10 protein-coding genes and 8 pseudogenes are annotated in these 18204 nt (G+C 58.0%); 7 read left to right on the top strand and 11 right to left on the bottom strand.

What is annotated here, in order from left to right; genetic code table 11:
- Window position 1: 1 nt before the first annotated feature.
- Window positions 2-1627 carry a sensor histidine kinase gene (locus CO657_RS30940; protein WP_082366436.1) on the bottom strand — a complete coding sequence of 542 codons (1626 nt, stop codon included), beginning with the start codon at window positions 1625-1627 and terminating at the stop codon, window positions 2-4.
- Between the two features lie 404 nt (window positions 1628-2031).
- Here CO657_RS30940 and CO657_RS30935 point away from each other — a divergent pair, with 404 nt between their 5' ends.
- The gene (locus CO657_RS30935) at window positions 2032-2340 is read left to right on the top strand and encodes a DUF3391 domain-containing protein (protein WP_128715636.1); all 309 of its coding nucleotides are present in this window, start codon (window positions 2032-2034) and stop codon (window positions 2338-2340) included.
- A 93-nt stretch (window positions 2341-2433) separates the two neighbouring features.
- Here the strand turns inward: CO657_RS30935 and CO657_RS30930 are convergent, their stop codons facing one another.
- From CO657_RS30930 to CO657_RS30920, 3 genes and pseudogenes are all read right to left on the bottom strand, one after another.
- Window positions 2434-3633 carry an IS256 family transposase gene (locus CO657_RS30930; RefSeq protein ID WP_128715534.1) on the bottom strand — a complete coding sequence of 400 codons (1200 nt, stop codon included), beginning with the start codon at window positions 3631-3633 and terminating at the stop codon, window positions 2434-2436.
- 169 nt (window positions 3634-3802) lie between these two features.
- Window positions 3803-4064, bottom strand: a pseudogene (locus CO657_RS37765) (hypothetical protein); the annotation flags it as partial.
- A 62-nt stretch (window positions 4065-4126) separates the two neighbouring features.
- Window positions 4127-4342: pseudogene (locus CO657_RS30920) on the bottom strand (HD-GYP domain-containing protein); the annotation flags it as partial.
- Between the two features lie 490 nt (window positions 4343-4832).
- Here CO657_RS30920 and CO657_RS30915 point away from each other — a divergent pair.
- Both CO657_RS30915 and CO657_RS30910 read left to right on the top strand, forming a co-directional pair.
- The gene (locus tag CO657_RS30915) at window positions 4833-6950 is read left to right on the top strand and encodes a putative bifunctional diguanylate cyclase/phosphodiesterase (protein ID WP_054186264.1); all 2118 of its coding nucleotides are present in this window, start codon (window positions 4833-4835) and stop codon (window positions 6948-6950) included.
- A 393-nt stretch (window positions 6951-7343) separates the two neighbouring features.
- Window positions 7344-7674, top strand: a pseudogene (locus tag CO657_RS30910) (IS3 family transposase); the annotation flags it as partial.
- 62 nt (window positions 7675-7736) lie between these two features.
- Here CO657_RS30910 and CO657_RS38155 read toward each other — a convergent pair.
- From CO657_RS38155 to CO657_RS30890, 5 genes and pseudogenes are all read right to left on the bottom strand, one after another.
- Window positions 7737-8198 (bottom strand): autotransporter outer membrane beta-barrel domain-containing protein, encoded by a 462-nt coding sequence (locus tag CO657_RS38155; RefSeq protein WP_054186262.1) that lies wholly within the window; start codon window positions 8196-8198, stop codon window positions 7737-7739.
- A complete protein-coding gene (locus CO657_RS38150) occupies window positions 8195-8455 on the bottom strand; it encodes an autotransporter outer membrane beta-barrel domain-containing protein (RefSeq protein WP_054186261.1) in 261 nt (86 codons plus the stop codon). Before CO657_RS38150 ends, CO657_RS38155 begins: the two co-directional genes overlap by 4 nt.
- A 394-nt stretch (window positions 8456-8849) precedes the next feature.
- Window positions 8850-9052, bottom strand: a pseudogene (locus tag CO657_RS37760) (hypothetical protein).
- A gap of 362 nt (window positions 9053-9414) precedes the next feature.
- Window positions 9415-9789: a response regulator gene (locus tag CO657_RS30895; protein ID WP_016736134.1), complete on the bottom strand. Its 375-nt coding sequence runs from the start codon at window positions 9787-9789 to the stop codon at window positions 9415-9417.
- On the bottom strand, window positions 9786-11972 hold the full coding sequence (locus CO657_RS30890) for a PAS domain-containing sensor histidine kinase (protein ID WP_054186259.1): 2187 nt from the start codon (window positions 11970-11972) through the stop codon (window positions 9786-9788). Before CO657_RS30890 ends, CO657_RS30895 begins: the two co-directional genes overlap by 4 nt.
- 315 nt (window positions 11973-12287) lie before the next feature.
- Here CO657_RS30890 and CO657_RS30885 point away from each other — a divergent pair.
- Both CO657_RS30885 and CO657_RS30880 read left to right on the top strand, forming a co-directional pair.
- Window positions 12288-13075 (top strand): annotated as a pseudogene (locus CO657_RS30885) (alpha/beta fold hydrolase).
- A gap of 31 nt (window positions 13076-13106) precedes the next feature.
- Window positions 13107-14273 (top strand): PAS domain-containing sensor histidine kinase, encoded by a 1167-nt coding sequence (locus CO657_RS30880; protein WP_082366423.1) that lies wholly within the window; start codon window positions 13107-13109, stop codon window positions 14271-14273.
- A gap of 36 nt (window positions 14274-14309) precedes the next feature.
- On the opposite strand, the pseudogene CO657_RS30875 reads toward CO657_RS30880, so the two are convergent.
- Window positions 14310-14635 (bottom strand): annotated as a pseudogene (locus tag CO657_RS30875) (DDE-type integrase/transposase/recombinase); the annotation flags it as partial.
- 145 nt (window positions 14636-14780) lie between these two features.
- On the opposite strand from CO657_RS30875, the pseudogene CO657_RS30870 reads away from it, so the two are divergent.
- Window positions 14781-16829: pseudogene (locus CO657_RS30870) on the top strand (AI-2E family transporter).
- Between the two features lie 274 nt (window positions 16830-17103).
- Window positions 17104-17864 (top strand): IS5 family transposase gene (locus CO657_RS30865; RefSeq protein ID WP_097609998.1). Its coding sequence is split into 2 segments (ribosomal slippage): window positions 17104-17443 and window positions 17443-17864, totalling 762 coding nucleotides; the frame shifts between segments, so codons are not numbered across the junction.
- Between the two features lie 7 nt (window positions 17865-17871).
- Here the strand turns inward: CO657_RS30865 and CO657_RS37755 are convergent.
- Window positions 17872-18126 (bottom strand): annotated as a pseudogene (locus CO657_RS37755) (DNA-3-methyladenine glycosylase I); the annotation flags it as partial.
- Window positions 18127-18204: the final 78 nt, after the last annotated feature.

The raw sequence follows: 18204 nt of genomic DNA, 5'->3' as shown, positions 1-18204 counted from the left end.
CTTATCGTTTCAGCTGTTCCTTTGTTTTGGGAGCCCTGTTCGCGGGATGTGCTGCCGAGGCGGCCGCGGGCAAGGAAACTGTGAACGTAGAACCATGCCCTTTTCTGCTAGCGACGCTTACGGTACCTTCATGGAGCTCGACTATCTGCTTGACGAGGTTCAAGCCAATACCCGTCCCGGCGATGCCCGAGGACGTCCGCGCACGAAAATAGCGCTCGAACATTCGCGGCAAATCGTCCTCGTCGATGCCAATGCCGCGGTCTCTTACAGTCACATATACATTCTGCGCGTCGCTCCACGCCCGCACCTCAATTTCGGGGGAGTGAGGAGAATATTTCGCAGCATTTGAGAGCAGGTTTGTGAACACCTGCTCCAGAGCAGACGCATCGGCAGCAACGTTCTTTGGAAGCGGCTCGAGGCGCAGGGAGACATGGTGCTTTCTGTCCCAGTCATGATGGCGGTCGCAGCAAGCACTGAGAATATCGCCGATGGAACAGGGCTTCAGCGCTATGCTTATCTTTCCCGCTTCAAGTCTTCCGAATGACAGGATGCTTTCCATCAACTCAACCATGCGCGCTACCGACGAACGAATTTGCTCAGCCTTGGTTGACACGAATTCAGCGTCTAGCTGGTCACGGCGGCGGGTCAACCGCTGCGCGGCGCCGTCAATGATCGTCAGAGGCGTCCTAAACTCGTGACTGGCCATGGCGACGAACTGACTTTGGAGGGCGTTCACTTGCCGCTCACGCTCCAGCGCGGCCTCCAATTGTCGAGACGCTTCTTCGAGTTCCGAAGCCCGTTGCCCAAGAGCCTCCGCCCGCCTCCGCAGTGTGATGTCGCGGGCGACGCCGATGATTCCGATAATCTGACCCGAGGCATCACGCAGTGGCATCTTGCTCGAAGAGAGCCACTTCTCCTGTCCCGTCGCGTCAACGACCTTTTCCTCCCGATCGAGCATGGCAACTCCGGATTCGAGAATTTCGCACTCAGTCGACCGAAAGAGGTGAGCTGCCTCCTGACAGTGTAGATCGAAATCGGTGAGGCCGACCAGTTGGCTGGGATGCGAAAAGCCATGGTCTTTGGCCAAAGCAACATTGGCGAAGACGAAACGACTGCTCTTGTCCTTGACCCAGAGATAGTCATGCACTTGGTCGATGAGAGACTGAAACGAGATGAGTTCGTTGATCGCGCCAACCCTTTGCAGCTGTTCGATCTCGCGCACATGGCGGGTGCACCAGCCGCCTGTCGGCAGTCCGTGATGCACGATGCCGATCCGAGTCCCATTGGCAAGAGCGAGGGTGCACTCCTCGATCTCGCCCGTTTTGAGTTCCGTCGGCACCAGACAACGCGAAGCAGCGATTTGGCTACCGCATGCGGGGACGAGCAGAAGCGAGAGTTTCTCCGCAGTGCTGCCGAGGTGTTGATCCGTCACAGGCTGCCCATAAAGATGGCAGAAGGCCGGATTGGCATATTGAAGCCTGCTCGAGGCATCAAATATGGACACTGCCGCCTCGTCCAAATTGAGCGCAGCTCGAAAAAGGTCCGATTGATCAACATCTCCAAGACGATTGTCCTGGCGGTTTGAACCCTCGCCGATATGTGAAGTTCGGTTGTTTCGTTGCCACATTCAGAAATCACCCAGGTTAGATGACAGAACACAACTTGGAGCCGCTTCGTCACGTCACAACTAGAATTGGTATCCTAAAAATCATAACCGGTTGTAAATTTCAGTTGCTGCTAATGACCATTCGGTGTGCCCGTGCTTGATGTCTTGAGGAGGCCGGGACGGCCCGCCGGCGGGATGGCTGTGCGCCTTGGCGGAGGTGCAGATCCGATGAACGAGATAGTGGAGCGATCGCAGTTGAGCATCATCGGTCCCGATAGCCGCTTTTTCCTCAGAGCTTGTAGGGCGCGTCTTAGTCTATCGAGGGACGGCGACCAAGGATGCATCCGAAACTCATCAAGTACTTGCAGCATCCTGAATGTGGCCTCCAACGATTCATACTTCCTGAAACAAAGGAGTGTTTACTGATGGTTGAAACACTTTATCCATTTTTGAAATTCGAGGCGGCGCCAGCCATGCGGAAAAGAATAAGGCTGCAGGAATTGCGGGTAGGGATGTTCGTCGATGAGGTTGAGAGCGGCAGCCAGGACGCCTCGGTGCGGTTCAGCCCGTTCTTGGTTTCCTCCCCCACCGACTCCATCGCTGAAGGAGCGATGGCCGCGCACCCTGAAGCAACGGCGATACCTACGGCGCCTTCGACCATAATGCCGATGTGCGTTCCGGCCGTTGCGGGCCGCTTTCGGCAGTTGGGCCGGGGACTAGTGACCTTAATTTGACGTCCTGTAAGCCAGGGACAACGATCGTGTCCATGGGAGTGGTGTAGCTGACGGCTGATTGCCGTGCTTTCCGACGTTGGGTCGGAGGGGATTTCAGCGTGCCACAGCGGGCAGACTGATTTGGGGATCATCGCTCATTTGTGCCATGGTCTCAAGCGTCATGTACCTGGCGCGCTGGACGGCCCATTCATCATTCTGTTCGAGCAGCAGTGCACCGACGAGACGGACGATGGCTTCGTCGTTGGGAAAGATGCCGACGACCTCCGTTCGTCGCTTGATTTCGCCGTTGAGACGTTCGATTGGATTCGTTGAGTGAAGCTTCGCCCGGTGCTCTTTCGGGAAGGTCATGTAGGCGAGCACGTCCTCTTCAGCGTCGTCCAGGATGGTGGCGAGCTTCGGCACTTTCGGTCTGATCTGATCAGCGACGCTGCGCCATTGAGCGCTGGCGGCCTCCGGCGTCTCCTGGGCAAAGGCGGTGGCGATGAAGGCCGAGACGACCCGCCTGCCACTCTTTCCAGCATGCGCCAGTACGTTCCTCATGAAGTGAACCCGGCACCGTTGCCAGGTGGCGTTGAGAACCTTGGTGACGGCGGCCTTGAGCCCTTCATGCGCATCGGAGACAACAAGCTTCACACCACGTAATCCTCGACGTGTCAGCCTGCGCAGGAATTCCGTCCAGATCGGCTCGGCTTCCGACGTGCCGACTTCCATTCCCAGGACCTCGCGTCGACCATCGCTGTTGACGCCGACGGCGATGATAACAGCAACGGAAACGATGCGGCCGCCGCGCCGGACTTTGAGGTAGGTCGCATCCACCCATACATACGGCCACTCGCCTTCAATTGGCCTGTCGAGGAACGCTTTGACCTTGACGTCGATCTCTTCGCATAGACGGCTCACCTGGCTTTTGGAGATGCCAGACATGCCCATGGCCTTGACCAAGTCGTCGACAGAGCGTGTTGATATCCCTTGAATATACGCTTCCTGGATAACCGCCGTCAGGGCCTTTTCCGCCATCCGACGCGGTTCGAGAAAGCTCGGGAAGTAGCTGCCCTTGCGCAGCTTCGGAATGCGAAGCTCGACGGTTCCGGCGCGCGTCTCCCAATCGCGGTCACGGTAGCCATTGCGTTGAGCGAGCCGCATCGGGTTCTTCTCACCGAAGTCAGCACCCGTGGCCGAGCCGACTTCCAACTCCATCAGCCGCTCGGCGGCAAAGCCAATCATCTCACGCAATAAATCTGCATCCGCGCTCTTCTCAACGAGGGAGCGCACGTTCATCATGTCATTGGTCATCGGTGGTCTTTCCGTCAGGTTGGTCTTGAACAACCCGACCCTAGCGGAAAACACTGATGGCCGCCCGCAAAGCCGATCACCCGCTACAGCGCAGCGAGAAGCGCGCGGGCACTCGGCTTTGCTACCTCCCGTCAGCTACACCACTTGCCGGGACACGATCGGGACAACAGTCGTACGGCACCAGATCGTCGAGCTGTCATGGGTGAGGACAATACCGCCCGGACACTGGCGAGGATGCCGCGGCGCGCCCTCGAGTCGCTGTGCCAGCTTCAGGGCGGGCACAAGACGGCGATCGTTCGGATTGAGGTTGAGTTCGCGGACATTGCGATCGCAGGCCTCCACCAACCAAGACCACATGCCTGAAGACACGACGTCTTCCGGCAGCCGAGTGCCTTGCCGACACCACGGATCGCGATTTTAGCAAACCTGCGGTCCATGGAAGACTTCCTCCTGATCAAGCTCGAGAAATCTTACAGACCTGCGGTGATGCGATCTAGCGAAGCGTGCCGCTGATCACCATGTTCGAGACGAAGGCCGCCAATAGGTCGGGATCGAAGTGACCCGGCGACTTCATCATCATGTTGGTGGCTTCGGCCTGCGACCAGGCGGGCTTGTAAGGCCTTATCGTCGTCAGCGCATCATAGACATCGCAGATCGCCGCGACCCGAGCCACGTATGGAATCCGCTCTCCAGAAAGGCCGGAAGGATAGATTGGACGCAACGATAAAATAGCGTGATAGATTGAGAGCTGTCCGTTCAAGTACGATAAGTGTGTACCAGCAACATCTGCTTGAGATCATACGCTGAGACAATCTAGACGTTGTGGGCGGATTCTAAAAAACGTCAGCCCCCCGCACCGCCGGCGGCCGTGCTGCCCCTGCCGGCCAGGGCGAGTACGCGCGCCCACCGATATGAGCGAGGCGCACGGCGCCTTCGCCGCCGGCATCGCCCTGCTGCTGGCGCCAGCGGCTGGCGTTGAGACGCCATCGAGATATGGGGTCGGTCCGCGTTTGATAGCCTGCGCCAAGGCTGCCGGCTGGCGAGGACAGTACCCTGCCGGGCGCGCGCCTATTTCCAGTCGCGTAGAAGGTGCACCGGTACACTGCAGGTTAATCATACAGGATACTTGTCTATTAAATTAAGGTGATCTCAACAGGGAATTGGGAGAGTGGACCATGGGTTTCTAGGCAAAGAGAAGAATGTTTTCGGTCGTCAATTGCATCACAACGCAACATAACATCTGGCTTGTTCTGGTCGCCGCTCTAGTCTGTGTTTCAGGAAGTTGGGCGGTCCTTCGCCTTTTTTCGCGGGGGCGGAGCGTCAACGGCGCGGAAGCGGTCGGCTGGCAGTTTCTCGCCGCAACGGCCGCAGGCGCGTCCATCTGGTCGACACATTTCATCGCCATCATCGCCTACCATGCCGGCACGCCTGTGACCTTCGATCCGGTACTGACAATCATTTCCTTGCTGATCGCTATGGCTGGCTCATTCTGCGGCTTGACGGTAGCCGGTATGATCCGCACCTCCTGGTCACCTGCTGTCGGCGGCGCCTTAGTTGGACTGTCAATCGCCATCATGCACTACACAGGTATGCTGGCTTATGTTGCCCAAGGCACGGTCGATTGGGATATGAGATTCTTGATCGCGTCCATCTTTCTCGCCGTGACTATCACTTCCGCTGCGATACAGGTTGCCAGCCGTGACTATAGCGCCGCCAGCAAGATCATATCGGTTGGATTGCTCACGCTGGCGATCGTCAGCCTCCATTTCACGGGCATGACTGCGTTCAAGCTCACACCGATCTTTATGGACGACAGTTATTCCAATCCAGCGGCTCTGCAGGCTATGGCCCTGGCGATCGCTCTGCTCAGCGTCATCATTGTCGGTGCCGTAGCAGCGAGCTACTTGATTGACAATCAAAACCGCGTCCGTTCGGTCAGCGAGCTGGAGCATATGGCGCTCAATGACGCGTTGACCGGGCTTGCCAATCGTGCGTGCTTCAATGATCGCCTCGCTGCGCAAATCGAACTGGGCAACAATGGCGGACCGAAATTTGCGCTGGCAGCCATCGACCTCGATCGTTTCAAGGAAATCAACGACATAAAGGGGCATTCGGCGGGCGATGAGGCGCTGAAAATCTTGGCGCAGCGCATGCGTGATTCAAACGATGGCACCATGTTCATCGCACGCACGGGCGGCGACGAGTTTTCAATTATTGCGCCTGTCGCGAGTCGCGGCGAGTTGCGCGAGGCGCTCCTGCGGTTGCGGGCCGAGATCATCAGGCCGTTTATGCTTGACGGCTTCCACGCCTCAGTTGGCGCGAGTTTTGGCGCCTGCATCTTCCCTGACGACGCTCAGGAAAGGGAGACATTGATTAACAACACCGACTTGGCGCTTTATCGGGCCAAGAGCGAAATTGGGGAAAAGATCTGTTTTTTCGACAAGAAAATGGACGACACCGTCCGTAACAAGCGCCAACTCGCGATCGATCTTCGTCACGCTCTGGAAAACAATCAGCTCGAAGTCTACTATCAGGTTCAGACGCTAGTATCGGATAGTTCGGTCATCGGCTATGAGGCGCTGCTACGCTGGCAGCATCCGCAACGTGGTTTCATCCCACCGGTCGAATTCATTCCCCTCGCCGAAGAAAACGGCCTTATCCTGCAACTTGGCGAATGGGTTCTTCGAACTGCCTGTAGCCAATGCTCGTCCCTGGGCCTGAACATAAGAGTCGCCGTCAACCTCTCACCGGTGCAGTTCCTCCATCCCAACCTGCCGGGATTGGTTGCCGGCGTTCTCACCGACACCGGACTGAGACCGGAAAATCTTGAACTTGAGCTCACGGAGTCGGCCATCATCCAAGACAAGGAGCGTACCCTCCTTCAGTTGCAGCAGATCCGGAAGCTGGGTGTGACGATCGCTCTTGACGACTTCGGGACGGGTTACTCTTCGCTCGATACGCTCCGTGCTTTCCCGTTCGACAAGATCAAGCTCGACCGCAGCTTTATGGGTGAAATCGAATCCAGCAAGTCAGCGCGCGCAATCATCCGTGCCGTACTTGCGCTTGGACGCAGCCTCGAAATTCCTGTCCTCGCAGAAGGTATCGAAACTTGCGACCAACTTGCAATCCTGCATGCCGAAGGCTGTGAATCTGCCCAAGGTTATTTGTTCGGGCGACCGGCACCGTTCGCAGATATCCTCTCCGGACACAAAGGCGATCCGCGGGCGCAAGCCCTGCGGTCTGTGCCAAGGGAAATGAGCGGGAATAAGGAGCGCGCTATGACGGCGGCGGCCCCACCCGTCCATTGCCTTGCTTGAATATCGGCTTCCTTCAAAGACATTTTCCTGCGCAAGGAGATCCTGAGTACGAGACCGTACCCGGAACAGGCCCCGCCGGCTCTTGTTACATCAGCAGGGCCGTACGGGAGTTCCTCGCTAGATAGCTCTGTTTGTACGAACTTGCCCGGTTTCGGCGGGGCATTTCTGGCGCAGAAGAAAATCACCACTTCACGCGGATGCCGGCAGTGCCCGCCTATTGGGCTAGTATCGCTGAAACTCTTCAGCGAAGACGGAGTCGCCAGCTACCAAAGGCCAAACTCGAAACCCGCGGCTAACCGGACAGCCGCGAAGGCCGCCGTGACGAGGGCTTCGCGCGCTTTAAGCCGACCGAAAATTGGCGTTCTGCACTCACTGATCTTACCCCCAATTGGCATGACGCCCGCAGAGAAGCGGAAAGCTCTCGCGCATCTGATAGGTCACCACGAGATGAGCGAACGGGGGGCGTGTAAAGCCATGGGCTTTTGCCGAATGACGATCCGCCACGAAACCAGACGCAGCGATGACCATGGCGTTCGCGAGCGGATGAAGGCGCTGGCGCGTGAACGCCGTCGCTTCGGATATCGACGTCTTCATGTGCTGCTCAGACGTGAGGGGCATTTTGTAAATCACAAGCGGCTCATCAGGCTCTATCGCGAGGAGAAGCTGACAGTGCGCAAACGTGGTGGCCGGAAGCGAGCGATCGGCACACGCGCACCGATGCTGCGAAAACAGCAACAAACCGCTGGAGCGAACTCAAAATGGGATAAAACTTGGGGGGCAAGGTCATCACCACTTTACATTGAAGCTAACCTTCCCGCCAAACGAGTAGCTGTCACCAAAGTCATGGAGGCTGGTGCGCGCGAATGCTTCGCCGTTGATGGAATAGCGCTCGTCCCACCAACTGTAGGAGCCACCGAGGCCCAATCCGCCCCACAGCGCCCGGTTTTCGCTGACGAATCTCGTTCCCGAGACGTCGACATCGGATCCGTCGAGGAAGTCGTAGTAGAGATTGGCGATCCCGTAGACGCTTGAGCGGCTCACCAGCCCTGCGGCATCCTTCCAGTCGTTGTCGTAGTCGGCGGAGACGCCGAGGCGGCCGATCAGCGTGTCGCCATCGCGCAGTGACACTGCGCCGCCATAGGGATCGGTGAAGTCGCCGAAGCGCACGGATAAATAGAAAAGCTGGGCTTGCGGTGTCAGCGACCAACGCGTACTAAGCCCGATCTTCTGTCCGGCTTCGATGCTCAATGCGTAGCCGAAACCGTCGTTGCCCTTGTCAGCGTCCTGCTCAAATCGTCGGAATGAAGATCGCTGTCATACCAGGTCAGTTGCCCCTGAGCGTCGATGTAGAGGCCGCTATTGCCGTACCAGGTCGGCGTGCCGCCAGGGCCATCGCCGGTGCTGTCGATGTCGCCGGTGCCGAACAGAGAGGATGCATCTGCGGAAACCGTGCCAAAGTGAACGCTGAACCCGCCAATCAGGGCGCCGGCCGCGCTTTCGGCCAACGCCCCGTCCGCGCCCGTCTCGAGCTTCCAAATGCCTGCTTTCCCAATCGTTTAAGCATCTTTTAGATCCTGCTGTCAAAGTGGGCGGCCGCTTGGCAGCAGTCGCATTTCACCATTCGTCGTCAACTGCGCTGCAGACAATTAAAAAAAGCCCCACCGAAGCGGGGCAATTGGGGAAACGGGGAGTTGAAGTGGGATTGTGCGGGCAGGAACTGCGATAGCTCTTTGTCATCCACCCGCGCGATCCAAAGCACTAACCAGCGGCGGTTCCTCTGGTTCCGCACCTTCGGGAATAAGTTGATCCACACGGCTGAGCGGCGGACCTAGCCAGATACCCTCCTGCCGCTCAACGCAAAACAAGCTCCATCATGTCGACTTTCAGATGACGGTCAGATCAGGAGCCGCACCAGCGCGTCCTCACGCCCTCACCCTTTACCCCACGTTGAAACGACTGGATGATCCGGCTGGCCAGTTCTTCGCAGTCGCGGTCGGTCTTGACCTGTCGAACAGAACTGACGTGGTCATACGCTCGCTGGCAGAGAGCGACTTCTTCTCGCTCATGGCCGTTTGCGTTTCCGTTACCTTGGATCGGGTCATGATCGCCCCTCACTTTCCTTAGATCAGGGGAGGAGCCGATTGATGTATCCCGACAAGCCTACACCAGGATCGCGATCTGGATAGTTTCTCTAAGCGCGGGTACGTGGTTGAAGTGGCGGCGCGACCAAAAAATTTGCGGTTGTCGTGGCGCAAGTGCCTTAATGGGTTCCTCGAAAGGCTGAAGGCAGGAGCGGCGCTGACACATGGCGACTCATGCGGGCTATGCCATGAGGGTCGTGAGCCGTGGTCTGTTCCCGCCGTTGCGCCGCGAGGAGAACTTGCTGTCGTGTCCTTCGACGACGCTGCTGACGTCATAAAGACCAAATTGCATGGGTTTGAATGCCACACGGCCGCATCCGAGGCTACCTCCGCAGAGTTAGACCAAGGGCAGACGATAGCGTTTCCTGCATTGTTTTCGCGGAGAAGGGCTTGCTCAACACTGGCGATCCAGAGAGTTCAGTTGGCAAGCCACCCGCTCCATACCCAGTGCTGAAGATAAAAGGCACCCCTCGTTCAAGCAGGATTTCAGCGACCGGGAAGCTCTGCTCCCCTCCGAGATTGATATCGAGAACAGCCAGATCGACTTCGGCGGTGGCCGCGACGCTACAGGCTTCCTTAAGCCCAGCCACGGATGCAACGACCTCGCATCCCAGATCCTGAAGCATATCCTCAATCATCAGTGCAACAAAACCTTCGTCCTCAACGATAAGGACCTTGATGCCGCTGAACTCACTCATGCAGGGCCGCCTGCGGCTGAGAAAGACATGCGGCACACCACCCCCGACGGTTCGAAGGCAAGGTCAAAGTGACCGCCCAGGTCACGCTCAATAGCTCGCTCCATCAGCCGGCTGCCGGTTCCGCGACGAATCGGTGGAGCTACGGGCGGACCCCCGCGCTCGCGCCATTCAAGGATCAACCGCGGTTTCAGGTCCGACCCCGCTTCCAGCCGCCAAGTCAGCGCCAGCGTGCCAGCTTCTGAGGACAGGGCTCCGTATTTGATTGCGTTAGTTGCGAGTTCATTAAGGACCATCGTGACGTTCAACGCCGTGCGAGGGTCGAGATCAACGAACGGTCCATTAATCTCCACCTGCCGCCCTGCGTTATCGGCCAATGCCGTCAATACTTCACGGGTGAGCGTGTCCAGGGAAACACCCTCCCAATTGCGTCTCGTCAGCAAATCATGAGCGCGCGATAGAGCGAGTAGTCTTGCCTCGAACCGAAGCGAGAAATCCTCAAGGCTTTCAGCTTGCCGCGCGGTTTGAATCGCCAGCGACTGCACAGTCGCCAACGTGTTTTTCACACGATGGTTGAGTTCATCGATTAGCAGCCTCTGCCGGTTCTCCGCCTGCTTGCGCTCGGTGATATCCACCAGCATGTTGATCGCACCGATCAGTTTGCCGTCCGCGTCATGAAGAGGTGTGGGGTAGGGGATGAATGGAATGCGTCTGCCGTCCGGCCGTTCGGCGATTGCCTCGGCGCCGCGAACAGGACGATTTTCCTTCAGTGCCACCGCCATAGGGCATTGATCGTGAGGAAGCAGTGTGCCGTCGGTATTGTAAAGTCGCCAGGTCACGCACCACATATCGCCGATTTCGGGCGTGCGGCCGGACATCTCCACGGCTGCGTTATTGAAGAAGGTGATACGACCTATTGCATCGGTTGTATAAACCGCCGCCGGCAGCGCCTCCAACAGATCGCGCAGGTGCTGTTCGCTCTCGCGTATCCGGTCCTCCATCCGCTTGGCCGCAGTAACATCCTGGAGTACCCGCACTCCGTAGCGGAAGCTCCCCTCTGCATCCAGAACAGACGAGCTGTAAACATCCAGATAGACCGTACTGCCGTCGGGCCTCGTGGCCCGTTTACGCAGGGCATAATTGTTGATTTCGCCGGCCATCTGGCGCGCATAAAGAGCACCGTCCTCCTTCTGGTCCTCTTCTTGTGTATAGTCGAAGAAGGTCATGTTGAGCAGCTCCTCACGGGAGCGTCCCAACATCCGGCAGAGAGTGTCGTTGACGCGCAGCAGCCGGCCGTCTTTGTCGGCTTCCGCAATCCCGATCGTGGCGGCGTCGTAGGTTGCGGTCAGTCGCTCGTCGCTTTCACGGCGGGCAGTCTCGGCCTCACGAAGATCGGTCACGTCCGTCGTAAAACAGCGCGTGCTGATGAACTTGCCCTCCTCAAAACGGCTATTGGAGGTGATTTGCACCTGCTTGATGGATCCGTCTTTGGCACGCAGACGTGCGGGATAACGGTCGAGGTTTTCGCCGCAGGAAAGCTTGTGGAGAATGTCGCCGATGACCGGTGCGTCCACATGAAACTCGACGATATGTCGCCCCACATATTCCTCTGCCGTATAGCCGAGAAGCGCAAGCTCGGCCTTGTTGGCGCGCTGGATGATGCCATCGCCGCCGACGATATGGAGTCCGATCGCACTGTTTTCGAAGAAATCCTCAAGATCGGCATTCTTCTGCCGGATTGTCTCCTCCAGCTCTTTATGTCCGGAAATATCCTGGAAACAGTTGATGGCGCCCTGGATTTTGCCTTCATGGTCCTTCAGCGCGCGGATATTGACGAGTGCTGTGAAGCGCGACCCATCCGCCCGCTCCATGACGACCTCGGCATTCCGCGTGGATGTGCCGGCAAAAACAGCAGTTGCCATGGGACAGACGTCATGTGCAAGCGGCGTGCCGTCGGGGAGGAAGAGAGCATGGGATCCGCAGAAGCGGGGACGTTTGTCGCCAACAGGGGGAGTTTGTCCCCACAGCTCCGCCGCCTCGGCATTGTAACGCACGAGCCAGCCGTCCTGGTCGCAGAGATAGACCGCGCCGGGGACCGCGTCGAAAACACTTGGCGCAGCTGCCGTGAGCGCCTCGAACTCGGTCAGCCGTCGGGCGGCTGCAGGAAACTCTTCGATATTGGACATGCAACTTATCCCCTCGGACCGTGAGCCCGGAACAGAGCGCCAGCTACAGTTGGACCCCGTCCGCCCCTAGCCCTTGCCCGATTCACTGAGCTTAACCACGACAAACGCAACAATGGAGAATTGGTTCCACGCGCCATAGAAGGCGACCGCGTAATTATTCGTGCTTCCCACAAGCTGGGGATTTGGCGGCAGACCACCGGGTTCGGCCTAGGGTTAAGGTACTCGACGGCTGCCCACAATGTTCCTATGTTCACCCAGCCTGGCGGTAGGAAGCCCAGGGGAGCAGTGGGTTCTCGCACCAAAGTCGGAGGAATCCTGTCGGTTATAGCAAGGAACAATGTCACGGTGCGGGGCGAAGGACGGCGCCCCATGGTGTTTGCGCACGGCTTCGGATGCGACCAGAACATGTGGCGGCATGTCACGCCGGCCTTTGAACAGGATTATAAGGTCGTCCTCTTCGACCATGTCGGCTGCGGCAAGTCCGACCTCAGCGCCTATGAGCATGCCAAGTACTCCAGCCTGCGGGTTACGCGGCTGATGTCGTCGAGATAGGGCAGGCCCTGGATATCATAGGTGGCGTATTTGTCGGCCACTCCGTGAGCGCCATGATCGGCATTCTCGCTGCAAGTGACGCACCTGATCTGTTCAGCGAGCTTGTCCTGATTGGTCCGTCGCCCCGCTACATTAACGACGAAGGTTACGAGGGTGGGTTTACCCGGGAGCAGATCGAGGAATTGCTGGAATTCCTGGACGATAATCACATGGGATGGTCCGCCGCCATGGGGCCGGTTATCATGGGCAATCCTGATCGTCCGGAACTGAGCGAAGAGCTGGTGAACAGCTTCTGCCGGACGGATCCCGACATCGCCAAGGCATTCGCACGCGTCACCTTTCTGTCCGACAACAGAGGGGACCTTTCACGCTGCCAGGCCCGCGCGCTTGTGATACAATGCCACCAGGATGTCATCGCTCAACAGGGGGTCGGGGAATATGTGCGAGATCATTTGCCGCAGGGGGAGATGGTCATCATCGATGCAACAGGGCATTGTCCGAACCTGAGCGCGCCTGCCCAGGTGATTTCAGCGATCAAAGCCTTTGTGTAAAGCGGAACCTCAAGCAGGGCTGGAGGGAATCGTGGAGGATCTGGACGATCTCTATGAGAACGCCCCCTGTGGTTACCTGTCGCTCGCAGCCGATGGCGTGATTGTCAAGGCTAACCGCACGCTTGCCGGATGGCTTGGCGTGCAGAGCTTCGACCTCCTCGGCAAGCGATTTTACGATCTACTCAGTGTTCCAGGGAAGATTTTCTACGAAACCCATTTTGCGCCGCTGTTGCGAATGCAGGGACACTTCAATGAAGTCGCTCTGGATCTTGTCGGTCCGGATGGACAAAAGCTCCCCGTTTTGGCGAATGCAGCCGAACGCCGCTCGAACGACGGAGGTGTTCAGTTCACCCGTATAACCCTGTTCCAGGCGGTGGATCGACGCAGATACGAGCGCGACCTGGTGGATGCAAGGAACGCCGCCGATCGAGCCCGCCGAGAGCTCGAGGAACTGAACCGAACTCTGGAAGAGCGTATCGATGCAGGTATTGCCGAGCGGCTCAAACTTGAGCAAGGGCTGCTTGCGGAAAAGGAGGTGGCGCACTTAAGGGAGCAGTTTGTCGCGATCCTGGGGCATGACCTGCGCAATCCGCTGGCTTCCATCGCCGGGGGGCTAAACATTCTGTCGCGGGAGCCTCAGTCCGACAAGGGCCGGCGCGTTCTGACGATGATGAACCAAAGTACAGAGCGCATGTCCAGCCTGATCGAGGACATGCTCGATCTTGCGCGCTGTCGAGCTGGTCAGGGCATTGCAGTCGACCCTAAGCCAACCGACTTGCGCGTCGTACTTGAGCATGTTGTCCAGGAATTACAGACCGCAAATCCGGAGCGGGACATCCAGAGTTCACTGGATATTCCGGACCAGGTAGCTTGCGACGGCGGCCGGGTGGCTCAGCTGGTATCCAACCTGATCGGTAACGCGCTGACACACGGGGCGCCGGGGCTCCCGGTCACGGTCGTTGCGGCTCCAGGCCCGAACGAAATCATCATTACGGTTGCGAATGAGGGCGATCCAATTCCCCGACATGTGAGGGACCACCTGTTCGAGCCCTTCTTCCGAGCCACAGGTTCTGCGGAAAAGCAGGGGCTTGGCCTCGGTCTTTTTATCTGCAGTGAGATTGCTCGAAGCCATGGCGGTCGTTTGGAGGTGCACTCCGACACAAAGCAGACCGCCTTCCTGTTCCGTATGCCGGTCTAACAGCGGCCGCAGAGGATTTGCGCGACAACGGTGGGACCGACTCGCCGCCTTGGCATTGCGCGTCTGAGACAGATAGAATCAATCGTGTTGCCGAATTCGCCGACGGCCCGGTAAAGGTACGCCACGAACCTTCACATAGGTCGCATCGACCCGCCAGCTTGTTGCCTGTGGCCGTCGCCAGTGCCAACGCAGCCCCTTTTCAATCTCTGGCGCGTATTTCTGGGCCCAGCGATAGATTGGCGAATGATCGACAATCACGCCCCATTCGCCCATCAGATTGCGGTAGCGCAGCGGCAATACCACCGCACTGCCCACAAAATCACATCACCCTGAAAATGGCGCCACTTGAAATCGCTTACCAAAAATCTCGCAGAAAATCCTCGGCGCTCTTTCAAACGTCAATGGGATTTTTGCAACGGAGCCCATTTGCAGGCAGTCTCTTTGCCCGTGCGGTCACCTCCCGCACGCGATGCCATAGAGATCGTCAAGTGAGGTACGTCACAACCATTGCCGAGGTCACACTGCGCCCTAATTGCAAAGACTTGGCGAGAGCGACCGACACATCGATGTCTTCGAGCAACGCCAAAGATCACGGAGGCGGAATTGGAAAATGACCTCGGCCCCCGTCGCGTCTATTCGACCTCGCCATCCTCCCCTTCACGCATGCCTGCCTTCGTGAGTGTATTCGCTGTTATTGCTATTCTGTATTTCGGCAAGGAAGTACTTCTTCCTCTAGCAATCGCAGTCCTGTTGACATTCGCATTGGCTCCCATTTCCTCTCGCCTTCGAAAGCTTGGCCTGCCCCGTATTTCGGCGGTAATAATCACTGTCGTGATCGCTTTTCTTGTCCTCGTCCTGTTCGGGCTTGTCGTAGCAGGACACGTTGCCGAAGTGGCCCAGAACCTTCCGGCCTACCAGGGCAACATCATTGCAAAAATTCGAACTCTGCAGGAAAGTGGAACGGACAGCGGTATTGTGCGGCGCCTGACGTCCGTCATTGAGAGCGTCGGTCGTGAGCTCAGTAACGCCGACGAGCGCCCAGTTGCTCCCGGTACCGCATCAAGACCAAGGGAGCCTGTGCTCGTTGAGATATTCGCGCCGAGTAGACCAATTGAAACGCTGACTAGCCTGATTGGTCCGCTGCTCGGCCCCATCGCCTCATTGGGCTTGATCATCGTCGTCGTAATATTCATGCTTTTAGAGCGGGAAGAGCTTCGCGATCGCTTTATCCGGCTCGTTGGCTATGGCGATCTGCATCGCACAACAGAAGCCATCCAGGAGGCAGGTAGCCGCGTCGCGCGGTATCTTCTTATGCAGCTGGTGGTGAACTGCGCCTACGGCGTCCCATTGGCGCTCGGACTATGGGCGGTTGGCATTCCAAATCCAGCGCTCTGGGGGATGCTAGCCATCGTCCTTCGATTTGTCCCTTATATCGGGCCTGTAATCGCGACGGTTCTGCCGCTGTTCCTGGCCTTTGCAGTTGACCCTGGCTGGAGCCTTGTTCTCTGGGTTGGGGCCATCTTCCTCGTGCTGGAATTGACCAGCAACAACGTCATCGAGCCCTGGCTTTATGGTTCTCGTACCGGCCTCTCTCCGCTGGCAATCATCGTCGCGGCGATTTTTTGGGCATGGCTGTGGGGACCAGTCGGTCTTGTGCTGTCCACGCCGCTGACCGTGTGTCTTGCAGTGTTGGGCCGGTATGTCCCGCAGTTCGAGTTCCTCGAGGTGGTTTTTGGTAGTGACCCGGTGCTCGATCCCAAGGAGCGGCTGTACCAGCGGCTTCTTGCCGGCGATCCCGATGAGGCGACCGATTACGCTGAGGAATTCCTCGAGGAGGATTATCTGGAGGATTACTATGGCAAGGTTGCCATTCCCGCCCTTCTACTCGCGGAGAAGGATAGGCGTCGAGGCGTCTTGACTGCGGAGCAGATGGAACAGGTGTTCGGGACCGCCATTACACTGGTCTCGAACCTCGCGGAAATCGCGGAGGAAGAAGAGCAGGAAGAGGAAGAGGAACAGAAGGAGACGGAAGCGGCAGGTGGGCCTAGCCCCCCCAAGGAAGGGAATGGGGATGAAAGCGAACTACCTGACGGACGGGGCAAGACCGTCTTTTGCGTCGGAGGCAGGGGCCCGCTCGACGACGCGTCGGCTGCGATGCTTGCCCAGATTCTTCAGGTACAGGGCGCCGAGGTGGTCGCAGCGAGGCATTCTGACATCCCCAATCGCCGTGCCATGAGCCTCGTTCCGAAACAATCGAACGCCATCGTAGTTTGCTTCCTCAACGAGGACTCGGCAAGGCATGCCACCATACTTGTTCGTCGGTTCAAGCGCATATACCCAACTATTCGCGTCGGCGCGGTCCTTTGGGTGGAAAACGAGAAGGAAAGGCAACCGCCTGCGCTTCGGGACCCGGATTTCGTTGCCACCACCTTGACCTCGGCTGCCCGCGAGGCACTCGCCGATGGACCAGCATCATTGGTGACGCCCGCGCGCAAGATTCGTACCAGGCGGTCCTCGAACAAGACAGGCATAACCGCCGCGCGGTCCGAGCTTTAGCCGGCAAGCCTTGGAGGGTATACATGAGCGATATGGGACCCGGAACCAGATGTGATGGGACGAGAATCTGGTTTACCGTATTCGTCGACGCCCCTCGGAGGCCGACACCAACGCCGTCTGCGGAGGCGAGAGCTCGGACCCCTTTCGGCTCGAAGCGCCAGACAGAGGCGGCCAATGATCCTTCCTCTTTCACTAGGGCGTGGTGACGATTTAACGATTTAGGATTCCCGGGGCGGAGCAAATCAGATTCAAGGCTAATTTTTGGAGATTGGCCATGGATTGCGATGCGCTTCGGGATGATCAGTGGGAACGGATCAAAAGATTTGTGCCAGGCGGCACGAAAGGCAAGCGCGGTCCGCGCACGAACAACCGGCTGTTCCTGGAGGCGCGGTTGTGGATGGCCCGCTCCGGTGGTCGCTGGCGTGACCTGCCGGAACGGCTCGGCGATTACCGCTCGGTGAAACGACGTTATTACCGTTGGATCGAAATTGGCGTCCTTGACGAGATGCTTTCGGTTTTGGCCCGCGAAGCCGACCTCGAATGGCTGATGATCGACAGTACCGTCGTGCGGGCGCATCAGCATGCGGCGGGCGCTCGTAAGGTCAAAGGGGGGCAGATGCCCAGGGCCTGGGTCGGTCTCGGGGCGGGCTGAGCACCAAAATCCACGCCGCCACCGAGGCGCTCGGCCTTCCAGTCCGTTTGATCGCCAGCCCGGGGCAGCGCAACGACATCGCCTTTGCCCATGCTCTCGTCGAGGGTTTCGACGCCAAGGCCACCATCGCTGACAAGGGATATGACGCAGATCATCTCATCGACAGGATCGATGAGGCCGGAATTGACGTCGTCATCCCACCCAAGCGTAACCGGAAAGTCCTGCGCCCCTACGACGCCGATCTCTACAAGGAGCGCAACAAGATCGAACGCTTCTTCAACAAGCTCAAGCAGTTTCGACGCGTCGCAACCAGATACGACAAGCTCCTCGCCAACTTCATGGGCTTCGTCAAACTCGCCGCTATCGCAATCTGGCTCAAATAGTTAAATCGTCACTGCGCCCTAGTTCTCCAGCACCCCGCGCGTTGTTGACGACGGCACGATCTGGTGGCGCCTTGCCAGGGTCCTGCACGAGCCGTTCGATGTTGGCATCCGTAAATCGAAATCGCACGATGTGGGTGAAATCGAAGCCGAGAAAGGCTGCTCGAAAGTTCTCCCGCTTGGCCTCGATCGTACGCTAGCTCAAACCGCATTGAAAACCTTCCAGGCAAAGCTTTTCGAATAGGCGGTTGTCATTGTCGACAGGTTGCCGGAGTCTTTAGCCGGCGATTCAGAAAACCTATGACAATCCTGATCTCGATCGTTTCGAGGCAAGCGTTAACGA

The organism is Rhizobium acidisoli, from assembly GCF_002531755.2.
GTDB lineage: Bacteria > Pseudomonadota > Alphaproteobacteria > Rhizobiales > Rhizobiaceae > Rhizobium > Rhizobium acidisoli.
This window is presented reverse-complemented; position numbering and strand designations above follow the sequence as displayed.